Source organism: Candidatus Methylomirabilota bacterium, from assembly GCA_035315345.1.
GTDB lineage: Bacteria > Methylomirabilota > Methylomirabilia > Rokubacteriales > CSP1-6 > CAMLFJ01.
The window spans coordinates 35,183-56,327 of record DATFYA010000021.1; the positions used below are offsets into that span (position 1 = coordinate 35,183).

Below are 21,145 nucleotides of genomic sequence, written 5' to 3' on the forward strand. Positions count from 1 at the left end.
CTGCCTCCTCAGCTAGAAGGAGGAGCCGGCGGAGAAATTGAACTCGCCGAAGCTCTCTCCCTTTTTCTGGTCGAGCTTGATCCCGTAATCGATGCGAATCGGCCCAAACGGCGAGTTCCATCTTAACCCGGCCCCGACCCCGTACCGAAGATCCGAGAGGTCGATCTTCGTTCCGGCCGAGATGTCGGGGCCCCACACCTGACCGATGTCGGTGAAGACCGCGGCCTTGAGGCCGAACACGAGGGGGATCTGGTACTCGACGCTGAACAGCAGCTCGCTGTTGCCGCCGATCCGGGTACCGGTGCTGTCCTTCGGGGACACCTGCAGTGACTTGAACTGCCGCAGGGAGTTCGAGCCGCCCAGGTAGAAGCGCTCGAACAGCGGGACCGGCTCGTTGCTCCAGCCGAGGGAATAGCCGGCCAGGAGGCGGTAGCTCAACACGTGGTTGAGCCACGGCAGCGGCTGGAAGTAGCTGGACGAGACCACGCTCCGGATGAACTGCTCGCCGAAGCCCACCCCGCCGAAGTCGAACCCGAAGACGGACAGGCCGCCGCGGGTGGGATCGAAGACGTTGTCGCGGGTGTCGCGCGTGAAGTTCACGCCGATCAGGGACGTGAGATGGGTACCTTCCTGCGACAGCAGCTCGGGGCTGCCCAGCGGGTTCACGTCGCTGACCCGGTCCTCGCTGACCCGGTAGGTGGCGTTCCAGCGGGAGTACTCCCCGAAGGGATGCCCGAGCCGGATGTCGCCGCCCAGGGAGTTGACGGTGTAGTCGGGGAGGATCCGGCGCGTGTTGAAGAGATCGAAGCCGGCGGCGAGCGGGCGATCGAAGAGCCAGGGCTCGGTGAAGCCGATCGTCCCGGTCTGGATATTCTCGCCGCCCCGGATGCGCAGGAACACCTCCCAGCCCTTGCCGAGGAAGTTGCGCTGCGAGAGGTCGAGGGTGCCGAGGACGCCGTCCTGGGAGCTGTAGCCGCCGCCGATCGAGAAGAGGCCGGTCGGCTTCTCGGTCACGTCGATGTTGACGATGATCTTGTCCTTGGAGGACCCGGGCGCGGTCTTGGCCTCGACCTTGTCGAAGTAGTTGAGGTTGGTCAGCCGCTGCTTGGCTCGCGCGAGCTTCTGGCTCGTGAAGAGGTCGCCCTCGGCCATCGGGATCTCACGCCGGAGGATCTTCTCCTCGCTCCGGGTATTGCCCGCGATGTTGATCCGCTCGACGTACGTCTCGGGGCCCTCCGAGATCTCGAAGGTGACGTTGATGACCCGCCCCGGAGTGTCCTGGGTGGTGTTGGGCGTCACGTCGGCGGAGGCGCGCCCGATCGCGCTGTAGAGGTCGGCGACCCCCTTGACGCTGTCCCGCAGCTTGGTGCGGGAGAACACGTCACCGGTCCGGAACTCGATCCGCTTCCGGATCTCCTCCTGGGGCAGCACCGAGTTGCCGGTCACGTCCACGCCGCCCACCTTGAACTGGGGCCCCTCCACCACCACCACCCGGATGGTGGCGCGGGCGTTCACCCGGTCCACGTTGATCTCCGACTTCTCCACCCGCGCCTGCACGTAGCCGTAGTCGTTGTAGAGCTGGATGATCCGGTCCACGTCCTCGTCGAGCCGCTGGCGCTGAACCGTCCCCCGCAGGACGATGTACTCTCGCTCCTGGGTCTCCATGACCCGCTTGACTTCCTTGGGGGTGAGCCCCTGCGCGCCCTCGATCACGATCTGGTCGATGCTGATGCGGCGGCCTTCGGCGATACGGAAGGTGATGGTCACGTCCCCGTCGGGCAGCTTCTCGACGTCGGGGGTGATGCCGACCTCGAAGTAGCCTTCCTGCTCGTAGAACTCCTTCAGCTTGTCGGCGGCCCGGTTGACCTCCACCGGGTTGTACACGCTGCCGAGCTTCAGATCGATCTTCTCCTGAAGGGTGGCCGAGTCCTGTTTCTTGTTGCCGGCGAAGAGGATGTCGCGGATGAACGGGCGTTCCGCCACCACGTAGACCAGCTTGACGCCGCCTTCGAAGTCCTCGACCTTCACCTGGACGTCGTCGAAGAAGCCGAGGGCGAAGATGGCTCGGATGTCCTCGGCGGTCCGGCTGGCTGCGAAGGGTGTGCCGATCTTGGCCCCGACCCGGCCCAGGATCACCGCCTCCTGGACGCGGCGGTTCCCCTGGACCGCGATCTCCTTGATGATGATCGGCTTGTCAGCGGGAGCGGGGACCTGGGCGAGTGCCGCGAACGGCCCTAGAAGGATCGCAAAAAAAATGGAGAGAGCGTATCTCCCCCGAGCGGTCATCAAGGACTTGAGTTCGTCTGTCGTTCAGTGTTCCGCCAGCGCCAGCCGGGGCTCGGCCACCGGGACCTCGCGGAAGACGAGATCCTGCCCCTGGGCGTCCACCTCGATTCGCGCGCCGTCGCCGAACTGCCCGCGGACGATCGCCTCGGCGAGGGGATCCTCGATGTGCTTCTGGATCGTGCGGCGGAGCTGCCGAGCGCCGTAGGTCGCGTCGTACCCCTTCTCGACCAGCAGGTCGAGGGCGGCCTCGGTGGGCTCGATCTGGATGCTCTTCTCGCCGAGCTGGGTGTTGATCCGGCTGATCATCATGCGGACGATGCTCGTGATGTCTTCCTTGCTCAGCGCGTGGAAGACGATCGTGTCGTCGATCCGGTTGATGAACTCGGGCCGGAAGGCCCGCTTCAGCTCCTCGAGCACCCGCTCCTTCATCTTGTCGTGCGTGCTGTCTTCGCCCTCGGGCAGGAAGCCCGGCGATACCCGCTTGCCGATGAAGCTGGTGCCGAGGTTGGAGGTCATGATCAGGATCGTGTTCTTGAAGTCCACCACGTGCCCGACCGAGTCGGTGAGCCGGCCGTCGTCGAGGACCTGCAGCAGCATGTTGAACACGTCCGGGTGCGCCTTCTCGATCTCGTCGAACAGCACCACCGAGTAGGGCCGGCGGCGGACCTTCTCGGTCAGGAAGCCGCCCTCTTCGTAGCCCACGTAGCCGGGAGGCGCCCCGAGCAGGCGCGACACCGAGAACTTCTCCATGTACTCGGACATGTCGACCCGGATCAGGGCGTTCTCGTCGCCGAAGAGGTACTCGGCGAGGGTCCGGGCCAGCTCGGTCTTCCCCACCCCGGTGGGGCCCAGGAAGATGAACGAGCCGACCGGTCGGCGGCTGTCCTTGAGGCCGGCCCGCGAACGGCGGATGGCCCGCGAGACCGCGGCGACCGCGTCGCCCTGGCCCACGATGCGCCCGTGGAGGGCCTCCTCCATGCGGGCCAGCTTGGCCGACTCCTTCTCCTCGAGCTTGGAGAGCGGGATGCCGGTCCACCGGGAGACGATGTACTCGATGTCCTCCTCGGCCACCGTCTGGGGTCCCTTGCCCTTGCGCTTGTCCCACTCGCGCTTCATGTCCTCGTCGCGGCCCCGTAGCAGCTTCTCCTTCTCGCGAAGGGACGCCGCCTTCTCGAACTCCTGAGCCTCGAGGTACATGTCCTTCTCGCGCACCACCCGCTCGACCTCCTTGCCCAGCTCCTTGATCTCGGGGGGCGGGGTGAGGGCCATGAGACGGGTGCGGGACGACGCCTCGTCGATGACGTCGATGGCCTTGTCCGGGAGCTGGCGATCCGTGATGTAGCGGTCGGCCAGCTTCACCGCCGCGTCGATCGCGCCGTCCGTGATCTTCACGCGGTGATGCGCCTCGTACTTGTGGCGGAGCCCCTTGATGATCTCGACGGCCTCGGTGACGGACGGCGCCCGCACGATGACCGGCTGGAAGCGACGCTCGAGCGCGCCGTCCTTCTCGATGTACTTCCGGTACTCGTCCAGCGTGGTCGCGCCGATGGTCTGGATCTCCCCGCGCGACAGGGCCGGCTTCAGCATGTTCGACGCGTCGATGGCGCCCTCGGCGGCTCCCGCCCCGATCAGGGTGTGCAGCTCGTCCAGGAAGAGCACCACGTTCTCGGACTGGCGGATCTCCTTCATCACCGCCTTGAGCCGCTCCTCGAACTGGCCGCGGTACTTGGTGCCGGCGACCAGCGCACCCAGGTCCAGCTGGAGCAGGCGCTTCTGGGCCAGCACGTCCGGGACCTCGTGGCCGACGATGCGCTGGGCGAGACCTTCGACGATCGCGGTCTTGCCCACGCCGGGCTCGCCGATCAGGACCGGATTGTTCTTGGTGCGGCGGGCGAGGATCTGGATGACCCGCTCGATCTCGGTCTCGCGGCCGATCACCGGATCGAGCTTGTTCTCACGGGCGAGCTGGGTGAGATCCCGGGCGAACTCGTCGAGCACCGGCGTCTGGGAGCGCTTCTTCGGGCGCGGGTAGTACTGGTCGCCAAGGAGTGCCAGGGTCTCCTGCCGGACCTCGTCCAGGCGGGCGCCGAGGGACTCGAGGATCTTGGCCGCGATCGACTGGCCTTCCTTCATGAGCCCCAGCAGCAGATGCTCGGTCCCGATGTAGTTGTGGCCGAGCTGGCGCGCTTCCTCGATCGACAGCTCGAGCACGCGCTTGGCCTGCGGGGTGAACGGCACCTCACCGAACGTCAGCGTCTTGGGGAAGCCGGCCAGTGCGCGCTCGACCTCGGCCTTGACGGTCTCGAGACGGAGCCCCAGCCGCTGCAGCACGGCGGTGGCGATGCCCTCCCCGTCGCGGATGAGCCCCAGCAGAATGTGTTCCGTTCCGACGAAGTCGTGACGGAACCGACCCGCCTCTTCCCTGGCCAGGATGATGACCCGACGCGCCCGTTCTGTGAATCGCTCGAACACTGTGGGTGACCTCTCTACTTCGGGTTATGTGCGGCAGGGGCAACATTTGCCCCGATGTTTCCTAAACCTGCGATCAGTATATGCCTTCGGTTTCAACCGGCCTAGGGAATTCTTGAATGGCCGCCCGTGACTTCGCTGCAACCCATTGAAACAGGTGGGGTCACGGCCAGGCCACCGCCCGGCCGTCGACGAGGCGGTAGCCGCGGTCGGCCTTCCGGGCCAGCTCATGGTTGTGCGTCGCGATCACGAAGGCCAGCTGGCGCTCGGCCTGAAGCCGCAGGAAGAGATCCCAGATGACTTCGCTGGTCTTGGGATCGAGATTTCCCGTCGGCTCGTCGGCGAGGATCACCCGTGGTCGGCCCACCAGGGCGCGGGCGACGGCGACGCGCTGCTGCTCGCCGCCCGACAGCTCACCCGGCCGGTGCCCCCGGCGGTCGCCCAGACCCACCTCGTGCAGCGCGGCCGCGGCGCGCTCGCGCGCCTCCGGGACGCTCGCCCGCTGGATCAGCGCGGGCAGCATGGCGTTCTCGAGCGCGGTCATCTCCCCGAGGAGGTTGTAGAACTGGAACACGAAGCCGATCTCGGTCCGGCGCAGGCGCGCCAGCGCCGCGTCCGACCAGCCTGCGACGTCCTGGCCGTCGAACAGCACGCGTCCCGCGGTAGGGCGGTCCAGCGTGCCGAGCAGATGCAGCAGGGTGGACTTCCCCGTCCCGGATGCCCCGATGAGCGCGATGCTCTCGCCCGCGTTCACGGTCAGGCTCACCCCGCGCAGGACCCGGACGGCCTCCGGGCCCATGTGGTACTCGCGCTCGACCTCGTCGGCGATGAGCAGCGGCTCACTCACGGCGGTCATTCGTAGCGCAGCACGTCGACCGGGTCCAGCCGGGCCGCCCGCCGCGCCGGGGACAGCGTCGCGAGGAACGAGATCACGAGGGTCGCGCCCACGATCATCGCAAAGTCGGAGCCGGTCAGCTTCATGGGCAGGTAGCTGATCTGGTACACGTCGCCGGCGAGCCGGATGATCTTGTAGGTGTTCTGGACCCAGATCAGCAGCAGCCCGAAGGCGCTGCCCGCGATGGTCCCCACCAGCCCGATCAGCATGCCGACCACCAGGAAGACCGCAGCGATGCTGCCGGCTCCCGCGCCCATGGCCTTGAGGATCCCGATCTCCTTTCGCTTCTCGGCCACCAGCAGCACCAGATGACCGATGATCGCGAACGCGGCCACCAGCACGATGATGGTGACGATGACGAAGAGGGCGAGCTTCTCGAGCTGCAGGGCCGCGAACAGGTTGCGGTTCATGTCCATCCAGTCGCGGATCCAGTAGGCGCCGTTCAGGCGGGTGGCCAAGAGGCGGCCCACCTCCTTGGCCTGGAACGGGTTGGCGAGCTTCACCTCGATGCCGGTCACCCGGTCGCCCAGCCCCGCGAACTCCTGGGCGGCCGCGAGCGTCGTGTAGGCCAGGGAGATGTCGTACTCGTACATGCCGACCTCGACGTAGCCCGCGACGAGGAAGCGGCGCATCTTGGGCACGAGGCCGACTGCGGTCATCGCGCCCTGGGGCGAGATCACCGTGACGTGGTCACCCGCCACCACCCCGAGGCTCCGGGCCAGCTCCCGCCCGAGGAGGAGCGCCGGCTCCTTGCCGCTCACGAGCGGCTCGACGCTGCCGTGGCGGACCTGGCCCGCGAGGGCGCTGCGTATGGCGGGCGTCGCCAGATCCACGCCGCGCAGCAAGCCGCCGGTCGCGCCACCTCCCGGCGAGGTGAACAGCGCCTGCTGGAGCACGAAGGGCGTGGCCGAGACCACTCCGGGCACCGGGGCCACGCGCTCGGCGAGCGCTCCCCCGTTGCCGACGCCGCGGCCTCCCGCCTCCATGATCAGCACGTGCGGGTTGGCCGCGATGATCTTGTCCCGGATGCCGTCCTGGAAGCCGGTCATCACCGCCAGCACCACGATGAGGGCGCTGACTCCCAGGAAGACGCCGCCGATCCCGATCCACACGAAGAGCGAGAGATTGGCGCGGTGGCCGCGGGGCCGCAGATAGCGGAGCCCGAGGAACAGCTCGAAAGGGATGCGGCGATAGGACATCAGGCGCCCGGCTCCGCGTCCTCGCCGGCCGCGTCGGATTCGGCCGTGCCCCGCTCGAGGCGCAGATGCGGGAAGAGGATCACGTCCCGGATCGACGCCGAGTCGGTGAAGAGCATGGCGAGGCGGTCGATGCCGATGCCCTCGCCCGCGGTGGGCGGCAGCCCGTACTCGAGCGCGCGGACGAAATCCTCGTCCATCCAGTGGGCCTCCTCGTCTCCCCGCTCCCGCTCCGCGGCCTGCTGCTCGAAGCGGCGGCGCTGGTCGATGGGGTCGTTGAGCTCGGAGTAGGCGTTGGCGATCTCGCGCCGGCAGACGTAGAGCTCGAAGCGATCCACGAGGCGCGGCTGGCCCTGCTTCTGCTTGGAGAGCGGTGACAGCTCGATCGGGAAGTCCACCACGAAGGTGGGCTGCAACAGGGTGGGCTCCACCAGCGTGTCGAAGACCTCCTTCCAGATCGCCACCACGCCCTGGTCGCCCCGCAGGATGGCCTGGGTCTTCCGGTCCGCCGCGAAGCCGCCGTGGCGGACCGCGGCCGCGCCCAGTGTGCCGGCATCGGTGTCGGGCGAGACCGTGGCTCCCACCGCCTCGCTGAGCCCCTCGAAGAAGGGCAGACGCCGCCACGGAGGGGCCAACCGCACCGTCTCCCCCTGGTAGGTGAGCGTGTCGCGGCCCAGCAGGCTCTGGCCGAGATGCAGAAACAGCTCCTCGGTGAGCTGCATCAAATCGTGGTAGTCGGCGTAGGCCTGGTAGAACTCCAGCATCGTGAACTCGGGATTGTGCTGCGTCGACACCCCTTCGTTGCGGAAGTTGCGATTGATCTCGTACACGCGGTCGAGCCCGCCCACCACCAATCGCTTGAGATACAGCTCCGGCGCGACGCGCAGGTACAGCGGCATGTCGAGGGCGTTGTGGTGCGTGACGAACGGCTTGGCCGCGGCGCCCCCCGGGATCGGCTGCATCATGGGGGTCTCCACCTCGAGGAAGCCCCGCGCGTCGAAGAAGGCGCGCAGCGCCGCGATGAGCCGGCTCTTCATCACGAACGTCTCGCGGACCTGCGGATTCACGATCAGGTCCACGTAGCGCCGGCGGTACCGGGTCTCCACGTCTTTCAAGCCGTGCCACTTCTCGGGCAGTGGCCGCAGGGCCTTGGTCAAGAACTCGAACTGCTTGACCGACACCGTGAGCTCGCCGGTGCGGGTGCGGAACAGCTCCCCGGTGACGCCGATGAAATCGCCCACGTCCAGGTCCACGAAGGTCGCGTAGAGGTCGGCCAGCACGTCGGCGCGCGCGTAGAGCTGGATCTGCCCCGACTGGTCGCGGAGGACCGCGAAGCAGCTCTTGCCGTGATGGCGCATCGCCATGACCCGGCCGGCCAGCGACACCGTGCCCGCGCTCTGCAGCTCCGCCTCGGCCGCCTCCTGGAACCGCCCCTGCAGCGTCCCGGCCCAGTGGGTCACCGGAAAGCGAGCGCCGAACGGATTGACGCCGCGGGCCTGCCAGGCCGCGAGCTTCTCGCGCCGCCGCCGCATCTGCTCGTTGGCGTCGGCGGGCTGGCCGGGGGGCGATGTCGTCATCTCACGCCTGGGAGCCGGGCCGCGCCGCGGTCAGGAAGGCGCGGATGAAGGGGTCGAGCCCTCCGTCCATCACCGCTTCGACGTTGCCGACCTCGATGCCAGTGCGGTGGTCCTTGATGATCTGGTAGGGCGCGAACGTGTAGGTGCGGATCTGGCTGCCGAAGGCGATCTCCTTCTTCTCGCCGGTCAGGTCGGCTAGCTCCTGCTTCTGCTTCTGCTCGTAGATCTGGAAGAGCCGCGCCTTGAGGATGCGCATCGCAGTGTCGCGGTTGCGAAGCTGCGAGCGCTCGTTCTGACAGGCCACCACGAGGCCGCTCGGCAGGTGGGTGATGCGGACCGCCGAGTCCGCGGTGTTGACGCCCTGCCCGCCCGGCCCCGAGGAGCGATAGACGTCGATCCGGAGGTCCTCGTCGCGCACGACCACCTCGACGTCCTCCACCTCGGGAATCACCGCCACCGAGGCGAACGAGGTGTGGCGACGGCGCGAGGCATCGAAGGGGGAGATGCGGATCAGCCGGTGAACGCCGGTCTCGCCCTTGAGGTGTCCGTAGGCGTACTCGCCGCTCATCTCGATCGTGGCCGACTTGATGCCGGCCTCTTCCCCGGCGAGCAGATCGACCACCTCGGCCTTGAAGCCTGCCCGCTCCGCCCATCGCAGGTACATGCGCATGAGCATCTGCGCCCAGTCCTGCGATTCGGTGCCGCCGGCCCCGGGGTGGATGGAAAGAATCGCGTTCTTTCGGTCCTCTGGCCTCGAGAGGGTGATCTTCATCTCGAAGGCCTCGACCTCATCATTGAGGCTCCGGAGGCTCTGCTGGATCTCGGCGGTCATGCTCTCGTCCGAGGCCTCGGTCGCCATCTCCCAGAGTAGCCGGGTCTCCTCGGCGCGGCCGGCCAGATCCTTGAATGTGCCGACGGTGCGGGCCAGCTCGGCGCGCTCCTGAACGAGGGCCTGCGCCTTGCGGGTGTCCTCCCAGAAGGAAGGCGAGGACATCTCGGCGTCGATCAGAGCGAGGCGGGTCTCCTTGGCCGGGACGTCAAAGATGCCCTCGGAGGTCGTCGAGCCGCTTGTCCAGCTCCGCCACGTCGCGCTTCAGCTCGCCTAGCACGACGCGGGAGACCTCCGGTAGTAGGCGACGCCGGCTGCGGCCCCGCCGAGCGCGGCACTGAGGTATACCAGCCAGTCGCCGAGCCGCGTGTAGAGCGTGCTGCGGGTACGCAGCGGGATCCGCCGGGCGAGCACGCCGCGCTCCAGTAGCGGGAGCATGGGCTCGATCCGCCCGGTCGGCGCCACGAAAGCCGAGACGCCGGTGTTGGCGGCCCGCGCGATGGCAACGCGATGCTCGACCGCGCGCAGCGGCAGCGTCCCCAGATGCTGCCAGGGGCCGCTCGTCTCGCCGAACCACGCGTCGTTGGTGATGTTGGCCATGAAGCTCGCTCCGCGGACCACGAATCCCCGGAACAGCTCCGGGAAGATGACCTCGTAACAGATCACGGTTCCGAAGGGCGCGCCCGGCAGCGGAAAGACGGTCTCGACCTCGCCCACGCCGAACTCCGAGATGAACTCGGCCCAGCCCTTGACGAATCCGAGCAGACCCGCGAGCGGGACGTACTCGCCGAACGGAACGAGATGAATCTTATCATACTTGCCCGTAATCCCTTGTCCGCTCAGGAGAAATGCGCTGTTCAGGAACTGCCCGCCGGGGCCGTCGCGCCGGTCGAGCGAGCCCACCAGGATGGGCACGCCGATGGCAGCCGACAATCGGGTGAGCCGCTCGAGCAGCGCCGGGTCGCCGCGCAGGAAAATCGTCGTGGCGGTCTCCGGCCAGAGCACGACGGCGGGCTTGCTCCGCGCGGCCTCGCGGGTCAGGGCCTCGTAGATGTCGAGGACCTGCGCGTGACGCGTCGGATCCCACTTGATGGTCTGCTCGATCGAGGGCTGGATCACCGCTACCGGCACCGACGCGGAGCCCGCGGTCGTCGCGTCCGGCTGCACCGCGAGCGTCCGCACGCCGAAGCCGCAGGAGGCCACCAGCAGCACGGTGGCCGCCGCGACGCCCGGCCACGCCCGCGCCGGACCCAGCGCGAGCAGCGCGGTCAACGCCGCGTTGATCGCGACGATCAGGAGCGACACCGCGTACACGCCACCCAGCTCCGCGATCTGGATCACGGCCAGCTGAGCGGATTGCGAGTAGCCCAGCAGCCCCCACGGGAACCCGCCCATCAGGTGACCGCGTACCCACTCCCCCGCGATCCAGAGACACGGGGCGAGCGCCAGCGCCCACCCGGCGCCGAGCCCTCGCCGAATCCACGCGACGCCGGCGGCCACCAGGCCCGTGTAGAGACCGCAGTACGCGGCCAGCAAGGCGATGGGCAGCCACGTCACCGGCCACGGGATCGCGCTGTAGTGGAGGAACGTGTAGTCGAGCCAGCGCAGGAGCACGACGTAGAAAACGGTGCCCGCGATCCAGCCGTCGAGCAGCGCGGGTCGCGGAGCCCGGGTCGCCCCCGAATACAGCGAGGGCACCAGCCACACCCACGCGAGCGCGGCCCAGCCCGGCTTCGGGAAGGCCAGCGCGCCGAGCACGCCGGAGGCGGCGAGGAGGAGAACGGAGACGGCGGTCCGGCCCCGGCTCGCGCCCGGGTCACGCTCCATGAGCGAGCCGCTCGGCCAGCTTTCGCGGCAGCCCCGCCGCGAGGATCTTGCCGGCGGCGGCCACGTGGTCATACGGCACGCGGCGGATCGTCACGGTGCGCGCCTCGCGGTCCCAGAGCGCGTAGCTGGCGCGCGGGTCGCGGTCTCGCGGCTGGCCCACGCTGCCCACGTTGATCAGATAGCGGCGGCCGTCGTCGAGCCGCACCTGCGCCACCGGCGTGTCGAGGCGCCCGACGTGATCCGGGCCCCCGCTGCCCACCGACCAGAAGCCGGGCACGTGCGAATGTCCCACGAAGCAGAGCCGCGTCGCGAAGTCGCCGAACACGCCGAGGCCGTCCTCCTCCGAGAGCAGGTAGTCCCACTCCTCGGGGCTGCGCGGGCTCGCGTGCACGAGGGTGGCCTCCTCGTGGGACCGCATCAAGGGCAGGCCGCCGAGAAAGTCCCGGTGTCCCGGGTCGAGCTGGCCGCCCGTCCAGAGCGCGGCCGCGCGCGCCCACGGATTGAACCAGCGCAGGTCCAGCAACCCGAGCGCGCCGTGCTCGTGGTTGCCCGCGACCATCGCGGTCGCCCGCTCACCCACTCGCTCCACGCAGGCCACCGGATCGGCGCCGTAGCCGACCAGGTCGCCCAGGCAGAGGATCGCGTGCGCGCCCTCCGAGGCCGCGTCCGCGAGCACCGCGGTGAGCGCTTCCAGGTTGGCGTGAACGTCAGAGATGACCGCGTAGCGGATGGCGGGTCCCGATCAGGACGCGGGAGCCTGCTCTTTGTGGATGCGGTCGAGGATCCCGTTGATGAAGCGACTCGACTCGTGCGTGCTGAACTTCTTCGCGACCTCCAGCGCCTCGTTGATCGCGACCTTGGGCGGGACGCCGCTCGTCCACCGCAGCTCGAAGATGCCCTGACGAAGGATGTTGCGGTCCACCACCGCCATGCGGTCCAGCTCCCAGTTCTCCGCGTAGCGGGCGATGAGCTCGTCGATCTCCGCCTCGTGCGTCTTGGTTCCGCGCACGAGCGACTCCGCGAACTCTCGCGCCTCCGGATCCACCGGGTGGCGGAGCCAGAAGTCGTCGAGATGCGGCTGGGGATTGCCCTCGCCCTGCACGTCGAGCTGGTAGAGGAGCTGCAGGGCGAGCTCGCGGGCCTTCCGGCGGCGGCCCATCAGTGGGCGCTCCCTCGGCGGGCCCGCGCGGTCGGGCGCCGGGCCGAGCGCCCGCGGAGCCACCCCGCCATCTCCAGCGCGGCCAGCGCCGCCTCCTCGCCGCGATTGCCGACCGCGCCGCCGGCCCGCTCCCAAGCCTGCTCCTCGGTCAGCGCGGTGATTACCCCGAAGGTCACCGGCAGCCCGGTGTCGAGCCCGGCGCGAAGGATGCCGTGCGCGGCCACGCTGCACACGTAGTCGAAGTGCGGCGTCGCGCCCTTGATGACCACGCCCACGCACACCACACCCGCGAACCGGCGGCTCCGGGCCAGGGCGAGCGCCGCGAGGGGCAGCTCGAAGGAGCCGGGTACCCAGTGCACCTCCGCCGCCTCGCCGGTCACGCCGTGAGCGGCCAGGGCGCCGAGGGCGCCGTCGAGCAGCTTCTTGGAGATCGGCTCGTTGAAGCGCGCGGCGACCACCGCGAAGCGCTGCCCGCGGGCGGCGGGGGCGACTCGGCGCTTCGGAGCGATGCCGGCCATGGCGCTAGTCCGGGAAGGACGAGAAGAGGTGGCCGAGCTTCTCGCGCTTGGTGCGGAGGTAGCTCCGGTTGGCCTCGGTGGCCGGGACCTCGAGCGGCAGCCGCTCCACCACCCGGAGGCCGTAGCCTTCGATGCCGACGATCTTCTTCGGGTTGTTCGTGAGAATCTTGAGATTGCGCACCCCGAGATCCACCAGGATCTGCGCGCCGATGCCGTAGTGGCGCAGGTCGGCCCGGAAGCCCAGCGCGTGATTGGCCTCGACGGTGTCCTTGCCCTGGTCTTGCAGCTCGTAGGCTTTGAGCTTGTTGAGCAGGCCGATCCCCCGCCCCTCCTGCCGCATGTACACGAGCACCCCGCGCCGCTCGTGCTGGATGATGGCGAGCGCCTTGTGCAGCTGGGAGCCGCAGTCGCAGCGGTGCGAGCCGAACACGTCGCCGGTCAGGCACTCCGAGTGCACCCGGACCAGCACCGGCTCGTCGGTCTTGACGTCGCCCAACACCAGGGCCAGCGGCAACCGCTCGTCCACCGTGGTCTCGTAGGCGATCACCTGGAAGTCGCCGTGCTCGGTGGGCATGCGAGTGATGGCGGCCCGCCGCACGAGCTTCTCCTTGTGGATCCGGTACTCGATGAGCGCCTTGATCGTGATCGCCTTGAGGCGATACTCGCGGCCGAGCGTCATCAGCTCGGGGAGGCGGGCCATCCCGCCTTCCTGGTCGAGGACCTCGCAGATCACCCCGGCGGGCGCGAAGCCGGCGAGTCGCGCCAGATCGACCGCGGCCTCGGTGTGTCCGGCCCGCCGCAGCACGCCCCCGGGCATCGCCCGCAGCGGAAAGATGTGGCCGGGACGCGTGAGGTCCTCGGCCCGCGTCGACGGGTCGACGAGCGTGCGAATGGTGACCGCCCGGTCGTACGCCGAGGTGCCGGTGGTGACGCCGCGCCGGGCGTCCACGCTGACCGTGAACGCGGTGCCGAGGGGGGCGGTGTTGTCGGAGACCATCATGGAGATCTGCAGCTCGTCGAGCCGCTCGCCCAGCATCGGCATGCAGATGAGGCCCCGGCCGAACTTGGCCATGAAGTTGACCGCCTCCGGGGTGGCCTTCTCGGCGGCCATGAGGAGATCGCCCTCGTTCTCGCGGTCCTCGTCGTCGACCACGATGAGCATCCGCCCCATGCGGATCTCCTCGATGCCCTCCTCGATCGTGACGAACTCGGCTTCGCTCACGGTGACCCCTCTCTCGTCTGCAGCTGCAGGATCCGCTGCACGTACTTGCCGATCATGTCCATCTCCAGGTTCACGTGCCGGCCCGGCACCAGCGAGCCCAGCGTGGTCATCGCCAGCGTGTGCGGGATGATCATGATTTCGAAGTCCCGCGCGTTCAAGCGCGCCACCGTCAGGCTCACGCCGTCCACCGCCACCGATCCTTGCGGGATCAGCAAGGCAGCCAGCGCCCGGTCCCGCCATTCTATCGTGAGCCGGGCGGTCTCTGCCTCGCGGGTGAAGGCGGTGACCACGCCCACCCCGTCGACGTGTCCCTGCACGAGATGGCCGCCCACCATCCCACCCAGCCGCATCGGCCGCTCCAGGTTGACCGGATCGCCGGCGGTGAGCTCGCCGAGCGCGGTACGAGCCAGCGTCTCCGGGCCGACGTCGAAGCGGAGCCGCTTGGGTCCGCGCTCCACCACGGTGAGGCAGGCCCCGTTGACCGCCACGCTGGCCCCGAGCTCGCTGTCCTCCGGCACACGGTCCGCGGAGACGACGAGGCGGGGCCCGTCTCGCTCGACGACTCGTCCCATCTCCTCGATCAGGCCGGTGAACATGGGTCAGGCGTTCGCCCCGCGGGACACGTTGGCCTCGATCAGCCAGTCGTCGCCGAGGGGGCGGGCCGTGACGTCGGTCAGGCGGACCGCGTCGCCGAGACCGAGGCCGGCGCCGCCGGTGGGCACCGGCGCGCCGGCCCCGCCGAGGAGCATCGGGGCGATGAACGCGGCCACGCGATCCACGAGTCCGGCGTCGAGGAACGCGCCGCCGACCCCGCCGCCCGCTTCGAGCAGGACCGCGGTGACGTCGAGGCCGTACAACCGCCCGCAGACGTCCGCCACGTCCACCTGCCCCTCCCGCGACTTGCACGGCAGCACGGTGACTCCCGCGGACTCGAGCGCGGCCACCCGGGAGGCCGGCGCGTCCTCGCCCACCGCGACCAGGATCCGCCCGGGCGTGCCGGTGCGCCGCATCGCCGCGGTGAGCGGGAAGCGGGCGCGGCTGTCCACGACCACGCGATACGGCTCGCGCGGCCATGGAGGCTCGAGGCGCACGGTCAACGACGGATCGTCGGCGAGCACGGTGCCGATGCCGGTGACGATGGCGTCGCTCTGGCTCCGCAGGCGGTGCGCCTCGAGCCGCGCGGGGGGCCCGGTGATCCAGCGCGCGGTGCGATCGAACGCGGCGATCTTGCCGTCGAGGGTCATCGCCCATTTCATCGTCACGTGCGGCCGCTGGCGGTCGATCGCGGTGAAGAAGACACGATTGAGATCGCGGGCCTCGCGCTCGAGGAGGCCGGTGGTCACCTCGATGCCCGCCGCGATCAGTGCCGCGGTCCCGCCTCCGGTCACGCGCGGGTTGGGATCGCGCGTGGCCGAGACCACCCGCCGGATCCCGGCCCGGATGATGGCCCCCACACAGGGCGGGGTGCGGCCGGAGTGATTGCACGGCTCGAGGTTGACGTAGAGGGTGGCGCCGCGCGCGCGCGCACCGGCGTGGGTCAGCGCGACCGCCTCGGCGTGCGGCCCCCCGGCCCGCTCGTGGAATCCCTCGGCGATCAGGACGTCACCCCGGGCCACCACCGCGCCCACCATGGGGTTGGGCGACGTGAGCCCGCGTCCCTGCGTGGCCAGGGTCAACGCCCTCGCCATCCATCCGATGTCGTCCATGGTCCCTCCGCGGCCTCGCGGAGGATTCTACCGCGCCGGCCCGCCCTCCGGCTGCTCCCCGAGCATGGCGTCCACGAACGTCTTCGGATCGAAGACCTGGAGGTCCTCGATCTGCTCGCCCACTCCCACGAGCTTGATCGGCACCGCCAGCTCCTGGTGGATGCGGATGGCGATGCCGCCCTTGGCGGTGCCGTCGAGCTTGGTCAGCACGAGTCCGGTCAGGCCCACCGCCTCGTGGAACATGCGAGCCTGCTGGAGGCCGTTCTGCCCGGTCGGCGCCTCCATCACCATGAGCGACTCGTGGGGCGAGCCCGGCAGCTGGCGCCCCAGCACGCGCTTGAGCTTGGCCAGCTCGTCCATCAGGTTGGACTTGGTGTGGAGGCGGCCGGCGGTGTCCACCAGCAGCACGTCGCAGTCCCGCGACGTGGCCGCCTTCACCGCGTCGAAGACCACCGCGGCCGGATCCGCGCCCGCGGCCTGATGGATGACCTCGATCTGGATCCGCCGCCCCCATTCCTGGAGCTGCTCGATCGCGGCCGCCCGGAAGGTGTCGGCCGCCGCCATCAGCACCTGCTTGCCGTCCGCCTTCAGCGAGGCCGCGAGCTTGGCGGTGCTGGTGGTCTTGCCCGCGCCATTGACGCCCAGCATGAGGACGACCGCCGGGTGATGCTCCAGCGATAGCGGGGCGCCCGCCCCGGCCAGGGCTTCCTCGAGGAAGCGGTGGAGCGCGAGCCTCACGTCGGCGGACGAGGACACCCGGCCGCGCTTCACCTCGTCCCGGACGCGCTTGACGAAGGCCGACGCGGTCGGCGCGCCGAGATCCGCCGCGATGAGCGTCTCCTCCAGCTCATCGAGCATCGCCTCATCGACCGGTCGGGCGATCGAGAGGACGGCGCCGAGCCCCTCGTCCATGAGCTCGCGGGTCCGCCGGAGCCCCTGGCGGACTCGCTCCCCGAAGGAGCCGAATAGACTCACGAGCCGGAGGCGGCGGGCGGCGGGGGAAGCTCGAGACGCTGGATCACGGTGCCCTTTGCCCCGAGGGCCGGCAGGGCTTTCCCGTTCAGGGTGACCTCGACCCCGCCGGCGTTCCCGATGGTGACCACGAAGCGGCGCTGGGTGGCCCACTCTCGGCTTGCGCCCGCCGGCAGCAGCTCCTCGACCACCCGGCCGTCGTCGGTCTGGACCCGGATCCAGCTGGCCTCCACCGCCCGGATCAAGAGCCGCTGGGGACCGGCAAGCGAGGGCTCCGCCTTCGCGAGGGGGCTCGACGCCGGATTCGGAGCCGGGGTGCTCCCGAGGCGTACGGGGTCCGGCACGGACGCCGGCTTTGCGGGCTGAGGGACGGCTGGGCCGGGCGGCGGCGCCGGTGCGATCGAAGGTGACGGACTCGACACGGGTGCCGCCGATTCATCGGCCTCTATTTTTGTTGCGGCGACGGAGGTTCCACCGGTTCGCCTCATCGCCAGGTTCAGCACGAGAAGGCTGCCCCCCAGGATCACCAGGAGGGCCAGCCCTACCGCGACCGAGCTGAGGGCCCACGTCGTCCGGGGCCGCGGGGGCGTGCTGGCCGCCGCGGCGGCCGCCTGGACGCCGGCCAGGGTCTGGTACCGGTCGAGGGCAGTCTGGGGATCCTCGCGGAGAAATCCGCAGTAGGCCCGGATGAAGCCGCGCACGAAGACGGGAGACGGGAGGTCGGCCAGACGCTCCTCCTCGAGGGCTTCGAGATGGCGAATGCCCACCCGGGTGGAGCGGGCCATGTCCTCGAGCGACGCCTGCTTGGCTTCCCGCAGGGACCGGAGGTGGCTGCCGAGCGACCCCGCAGCGGATTCAGCCTGCCGCATGCGGACCAGTGTAGCGCAGGTTACGCGTCGGTCAGCTTAACTGAGACGAGACGGGAGAGGCCGGGCTCTTCCATGGTCACGCCGTAGAGCACGTCCGCGGCTTCCATGGTCTTCCGGTTGTGCGTGATCACGACGAACTGGGTCTGGGTGCAGAGCTCGCGCAGCACCCGCAGGAAGCGGTGGATGTTGGCGTCGTCGAGGGGGGCGTCCACCTCGTCGAGCACGCAGAACGGGCTCGGCCGGTGATAGAAGATCGCGAACAGCAGCGCCAGACCGGTCAGCGCCTTCTCGCCGCCCGACATCAGGGTGACCGCCTGCAGCCGCTTGCCGCGCGGCTGGGCCATCAGCTCGACGCCGAGCTCCAGCGGATCCTCTTCGCCCTCCTCGGGCGGCACCATGCGCAGCTCGGCGCGGCCGCCCTCGAAGAGCCGGGAGAAGATGTCGCTGAAGTGTCGGTTGATGTCGTCGAAGGCCTCCTGGAAGCGCTCCTGGGCAGTGCGGGTCATGCCGCGCAGCGCCTTCTCGAGATCCTTGATGGACGCGACCACGTCGTCGTGCTGCGTGCGGAGGAAATCCAGGCGCTCGGTCAGCTCGCGGAACTCCTCGTCCGCGACCAGGTTGACCGGTCCCATGGCCTCGAGCTTGGCGGACAGCTCGTCGTGACGCGCGCGCACCTCGTCGAGGTCGCGGCCGGCGTCGTGGGCGGCGAGCAGAGTCTCGGCGCTCTCCACCGCGTGACGGCGCCGCGCCTCTTGCAGCAGCTCCTCGCGCCGCACCCGGCCCTCCGTCTCCATCAGATCGAGCTGGTGCAGCCGGCCCACGAGGCCGTTCAGCTGATGCTGGACCTCGCGCAGCTCGCTCTCGATGCCCTGGCGCTCGTCGAGCTGACGCTGATGCTCCTCGGCGATGACCGCGACGTCGGCCTCCAGGCGATCCCGCTCGGCCACCGCCTCGCGCGCCTGCGCGTCGGCCCGCTCCCGCTCGGCGGCCAGGTCCCCGCGGCGCTCGGCGGTCTGCGCGCGCCGGACGGCCGACTGCTCCTGCTGCAGGCCGAAATCGCGCTCGAGCGCGGTGATCCGCTCGATATCGCGTCCGAGCGCCTCCACGCGCTCGGCCACCGTGGCCAGGTCGACGCGGCCGGCGGTCAGCCGTGCGGTGAGTGCGGTCTCGTCCCCCTGCCCGTTCTCGAGCAGCACCTGCAGCGCGGTCATGTCGCCACCGAGGCGCGCCTCCTGCTCGGCCGCCGCCATCACGGCCCGCTCCAGCTCGAGCAGCCGCGACGCGGTCTCGTCGCGCTCGCCGCCGAGCTGCTCGGTCTCCGCGGACAGCGTCTCGAGGTGACGGGAGACCCGGTCGGCTTCGCGGAGCACCGACTCGAGATCCTTCTCGCCGGACAGCCGGGCGCTCTCCTGAGCCTGGTAGTTCGACTGCAAGCCCTCCAGATAGGTCCGCAACCGCGTGACCTCGGCTTCCACGCTCTCGACCCGGGCGACGGCGGCGGCCACGCCGCGCCCCAGCTCGGCGATCTCCTCGCTCAGCTGGCGGATCGCCCGCTTGCGGCCGAGGAGCGAGTGGTCGTTGCTCTGGCGCTCGCCGTCGCGATGGCCGCCGGTCAGCCGGCCGGTCGGCGAGAGCACTTCACCGGAGCGCGTGACGTAGGTGGCGACCACGCCGTTCCGGCGCCAGAGCGTCTCGGCCTGATCAAGGTGAGCGACCACGCCCACCCGGCCCAACAGGTGGTGCAGCAGCGCCGGCCGTGGCCCTCCGACCAGCCGCGCCGCCCAGCTCACCTCGCCCGAATCCTCGGGCAGGGCCGCCGGCGAGGGCAGCGTCTCCAGCGGAAGCAGCGTGGCCGAGCCGGCGCCCTCGCGCTCGAGGTAGCCGAGCGCGGCGCGCGCGTGCTCGAAGCGCTCGACGACCACCCACTGGAGCCGGTCGCCGAGCACGGCCTCGACCGCTTCGTCGAGACCGTTCGGGACTTCCAGGAGGTCGGCGACCGTGCCGACCACGCCGCTCAGCTCGCCGGTGCCATTGTGGGCGAACATGGCCCGTACCCCGGCGCCATACCCTTCGCGCTCCCGCTCGAGGCGCTCGAGCGCGTCCAGCGCCGACTGCCGCGCGGCCAGCTTCACGCGCAGGCCGGCGAGGGCTTCCTGCGCTTCGGTGCGCGTCACCTCGTGCTGTCGCCGCGTGGCGTCGATCTCCTGCAGCTCCGTGCTGAGCAGGGAGAGCTGGGCACCGGTGCGCTCGCGCGCCGCCTCGAGACGCAGGCGCGAAGCGCTGAGCACCTCGGCCTCGGCGCGGGCGGCGGCCAGCTCGGCCGCGAGCCGCTCGGCGCGGCGGTCCACCTGGGTGCTGCGCTCGCGCAGCTCGCCGCTCGAATGCGTCAGATCGGCGCGGGCCCCCGCCACCCGGATCTGCTCGAGCCGCAGGGACTCGAACCGCTCGCGCCCTTCGCTCAGCGCGCCCCGGCACGTCTCGATCTGAACCTCGACCTGCCGCACCTCTTCAGACTGCCGCTCATGACGGGCGCGCGCCTCGTAGAGGCCGAGGCTCTTCTCGTCGCGCTCGGTGGTCAGGGCGACCCGCCGCTCGCCCAGCGTGCGAATCTCCTCGTCGAGCCGCGTCTCCTCCGCGAGCAGGTCCTGGATCTGCAGCCCCATCTGCTCGCGGCGCTCCAGGAGCCGCTCGGCCTCCCCCTGGATCTTCTGCACCGACTGCCGCAGGTCGGCCAGCCGGTACTCGGTGTCCTGGATGGCGGCGGCCTGCAGGGCCTGGCGTCCGGTGAGTGTGGCCACGCGCGCGCGCTGCTGCTCCTCGGTGGTCCGCAGCGTCTCCATCTCCCGCGTAACCGTCTCGTGCTGTAAGGCGAGGGCCGCGTAGTCGGCGGCGACGAGGGCCAGGTCGAGGGCCTGCCGCTCGGATTGCAGCACCTTGTACTGCTGGGCCTTCCGCGCCTGCCGCTCGATGGACGACACCTGACGCCGCACCTCTTCCATCACGTCACGCAGGCGCTGCAGATTCAGGCGGGTGGCGTCGAGCTTACCCTGCGTCTCGGAGCGCTGCTGCTTGTAGCGGGCAATCCCCGCCGCCTCCTCGATGAACACGCGCCGCTCCCACGGCTTGGCCGTGAGCACGTGGTTGAGCCGCTCCTGATCCATGAGGGCGTAGGCCTTGGGATTCACCCCGGTGCCCGCGAACAGGTCCTGGATGTCTCGGAGTCGGCACACATTGGTGTTGAGCAGGTACTCGCTCTCACCGGTGCGGTACAGGCGGCGCGCCACCGCCACCTCGCTCCACGGGACCTGCAGGCCGCCGTCGTTGTTGAAGACCAGGCTGACCTCGGCCATGCCGATCATCTTCCGGGATGCGGAGCCGTGGAAGATGACGTCTTCCATCTTGGTGCCGCGGAGGGTCTTGGGGCTCTGCTCGCCGAGGGCCCAGCGGATGGCATCGGCCACGTTCGACTTGCCGCAGCCGTTCGGACCGACGATGCAGGTGACTCCGGGGAAGACCTTCACGTCGGTCTTCTCGGCGAACGACTTGAAGCCGTGGATCAGGATCGATTCGAGTCGCATGACGGCACGCCCAGAGGGCGTGACTCACTAATAGCACGGGGT

At 69.7% G+C, this 21,145-nt stretch carries 16 protein-coding genes; all 16 read right to left on the minus strand.

Annotated elements, in window-relative coordinates; genetic code table 11:
- Nucleotides 1-12 precede the first annotated feature (12 nt).
- Entirely contained in the window at nucleotides 13-2,286 is a 2,274-nt protein-coding gene (bamA, locus tag VKN16_03535) for an outer membrane protein assembly factor BamA (GenBank protein ID HME93278.1), read from the minus strand.
- Between the two features lie 24 nt (nucleotides 2,287-2,310).
- Complete coding sequence (locus VKN16_03540; GenBank protein ID HME93279.1) at nucleotides 2,311-4,758, minus strand: ATP-dependent Clp protease ATP-binding subunit; 2,448 nt, start codon at nucleotides 4,756-4,758, stop codon at nucleotides 2,311-2,313.
- Between the two features lie 160 nt (nucleotides 4,759-4,918).
- The gene (locus VKN16_03545; protein HME93280.1) at nucleotides 4,919-5,602 is read right to left on the minus strand and encodes an ABC transporter ATP-binding protein; all 684 of its coding nucleotides are present in this window, start codon (nucleotides 5,600-5,602) and stop codon (nucleotides 4,919-4,921) included.
- Nucleotides 5,603-5,607: 5 nt separating this feature from the next.
- Nucleotides 5,608-6,849 carry an ABC transporter permease gene (locus VKN16_03550; GenBank protein HME93281.1) on the minus strand — a complete coding sequence of 414 codons (1,242 nt, stop codon included), beginning with the start codon at nucleotides 6,847-6,849 and terminating at the stop codon, nucleotides 5,608-5,610.
- Complete coding sequence (lysS, locus tag VKN16_03555) at nucleotides 6,849-8,423, minus strand: lysine--tRNA ligase (protein HME93282.1); 1,575 nt, start codon at nucleotides 8,421-8,423, stop codon at nucleotides 6,849-6,851. Before lysS ends, VKN16_03550 begins: the two co-directional genes overlap by 1 nt.
- A 1-nt stretch (nucleotide 8,424) precedes the next feature.
- Nucleotides 8,425-9,532 (minus strand): peptide chain release factor 2 gene (gene prfB / locus VKN16_03560; GenBank protein ID HME93283.1). Its coding sequence is split into 2 segments (ribosomal slippage): nucleotides 8,425-9,465 and nucleotides 9,467-9,532, totalling 1,107 coding nucleotides; the frame shifts between segments, so codons are not numbered across the junction.
- A complete protein-coding gene (lnt, locus tag VKN16_03565; protein HME93284.1) occupies nucleotides 9,526-11,079 on the minus strand; it encodes an apolipoprotein N-acyltransferase in 1,554 nt (517 codons plus the stop codon). The genes prfB and lnt overlap by 7 nt, the downstream gene beginning before the upstream one ends.
- Nucleotides 11,069-11,809: a metallophosphoesterase family protein gene (locus VKN16_03570; GenBank protein HME93285.1), complete on the minus strand. Its 741-nt coding sequence runs from the start codon at nucleotides 11,807-11,809 to the stop codon at nucleotides 11,069-11,071. Before VKN16_03570 ends, lnt begins: the two co-directional genes overlap by 11 nt.
- A 12-nt stretch (nucleotides 11,810-11,821) precedes the next feature.
- Nucleotides 11,822-12,238: a transcription antitermination factor NusB gene (gene nusB / locus VKN16_03575; protein HME93286.1), complete on the minus strand. Its 417-nt coding sequence runs from the start codon at nucleotides 12,236-12,238 to the stop codon at nucleotides 11,822-11,824.
- A complete protein-coding gene (gene ribH / locus VKN16_03580; GenBank protein ID HME93287.1) occupies nucleotides 12,238-12,756 on the minus strand; it encodes a 6,7-dimethyl-8-ribityllumazine synthase in 519 nt (172 codons plus the stop codon). Before ribH ends, nusB begins: the two co-directional genes overlap by 1 nt.
- 4 nt (nucleotides 12,757-12,760) lie before the next feature.
- A complete protein-coding gene (locus VKN16_03585; protein HME93288.1) occupies nucleotides 12,761-13,978 on the minus strand; it encodes a bifunctional 3,4-dihydroxy-2-butanone-4-phosphate synthase/GTP cyclohydrolase II in 1,218 nt (405 codons plus the stop codon).
- Entirely contained in the window at nucleotides 13,975-14,574 is a 600-nt protein-coding gene (locus VKN16_03590; protein ID HME93289.1) for a riboflavin synthase, read from the minus strand. Before VKN16_03590 ends, VKN16_03585 begins: the two co-directional genes overlap by 4 nt.
- Nucleotides 14,575-14,577: 3 nt before the next feature.
- A complete protein-coding gene (ribD, locus tag VKN16_03595; GenBank protein HME93290.1) occupies nucleotides 14,578-15,684 on the minus strand; it encodes a bifunctional diaminohydroxyphosphoribosylaminopyrimidine deaminase/5-amino-6-(5-phosphoribosylamino)uracil reductase RibD in 1,107 nt (368 codons plus the stop codon).
- A 27-nt stretch (nucleotides 15,685-15,711) separates the two neighbouring features.
- Nucleotides 15,712-16,596, minus strand: coding sequence for a signal recognition particle-docking protein FtsY (gene ftsY / locus VKN16_03600; protein ID HME93291.1), 885 nt, complete (start codon nucleotides 16,594-16,596; stop codon nucleotides 15,712-15,714).
- A 59-nt stretch (nucleotides 16,597-16,655) separates the two neighbouring features.
- Nucleotides 16,656-17,525, minus strand: a complete 870-nt coding sequence (locus VKN16_03605) for a RodZ domain-containing protein (GenBank protein HME93292.1) — start codon at nucleotides 17,523-17,525, stop codon at nucleotides 16,656-16,658.
- A gap of 20 nt (nucleotides 17,526-17,545) precedes the next feature.
- Nucleotides 17,546-21,103 carry a chromosome segregation protein SMC gene (gene smc / locus VKN16_03610; protein ID HME93293.1) on the minus strand — a complete coding sequence of 1,186 codons (3,558 nt, stop codon included), beginning with the start codon at nucleotides 21,101-21,103 and terminating at the stop codon, nucleotides 17,546-17,548.
- Nucleotides 21,104-21,145 lie beyond the last annotated feature (42 nt).

Excerpts from the sequence above, each read along its gene's own strand:
- lysS (HME93282.1), bottom strand. The coding sequence starts at position 8,423 with ATGACGACATCGCCCCCCGGCCAGCCCGCCGACGCCAACGAGCAGATG.
- ftsY (HME93291.1), bottom strand. The coding sequence starts at position 16,596 with ATGGACGAGGGGCTCGGCGCCGTCCTCTCGATCGCCCGACCGGTCGAT.
- nusB (HME93286.1), bottom strand. The coding sequence starts at position 12,238 with ATGGGCCGCCGCCGGAAGGCCCGCGAGCTCGCCCTGCAGCTCCTCTAC.
- lnt (HME93284.1), bottom strand. The coding sequence starts at position 11,079 with ATGGAGCGTGACCCGGGCGCGAGCCGGGGCCGGACCGCCGTCTCCGTT.
- VKN16_03590 (HME93289.1), bottom strand. The coding sequence starts at position 14,574 with ATGTTCACCGGCCTGATCGAGGAGATGGGACGAGTCGTCGAGCGAGAC.
- ribD (HME93290.1), bottom strand. The coding sequence starts at position 15,684 with ATGGACGACATCGGATGGATGGCGAGGGCGTTGACCCTGGCCACGCAG.
- smc (HME93293.1), bottom strand. The coding sequence starts at position 21,103 with ATGCGACTCGAATCGATCCTGATCCACGGCTTCAAGTCGTTCGCCGAG.
- VKN16_03550 (HME93281.1), bottom strand. The coding sequence starts at position 6,849 with ATGTCCTATCGCCGCATCCCTTTCGAGCTGTTCCTCGGGCTCCGCTAT.
- bamA (HME93278.1), bottom strand. The coding sequence starts at position 2,286 with ATGACCGCTCGGGGGAGATACGCTCTCTCCATTTTTTTTGCGATCCTT.
- ribH (HME93287.1), bottom strand. The coding sequence starts at position 12,756 with ATGGCCGGCATCGCTCCGAAGCGCCGAGTCGCCCCCGCCGCCCGCGGG.
- VKN16_03605 (HME93292.1), bottom strand. The coding sequence starts at position 17,525 with ATGCGGCAGGCTGAATCCGCTGCGGGGTCGCTCGGCAGCCACCTCCGG.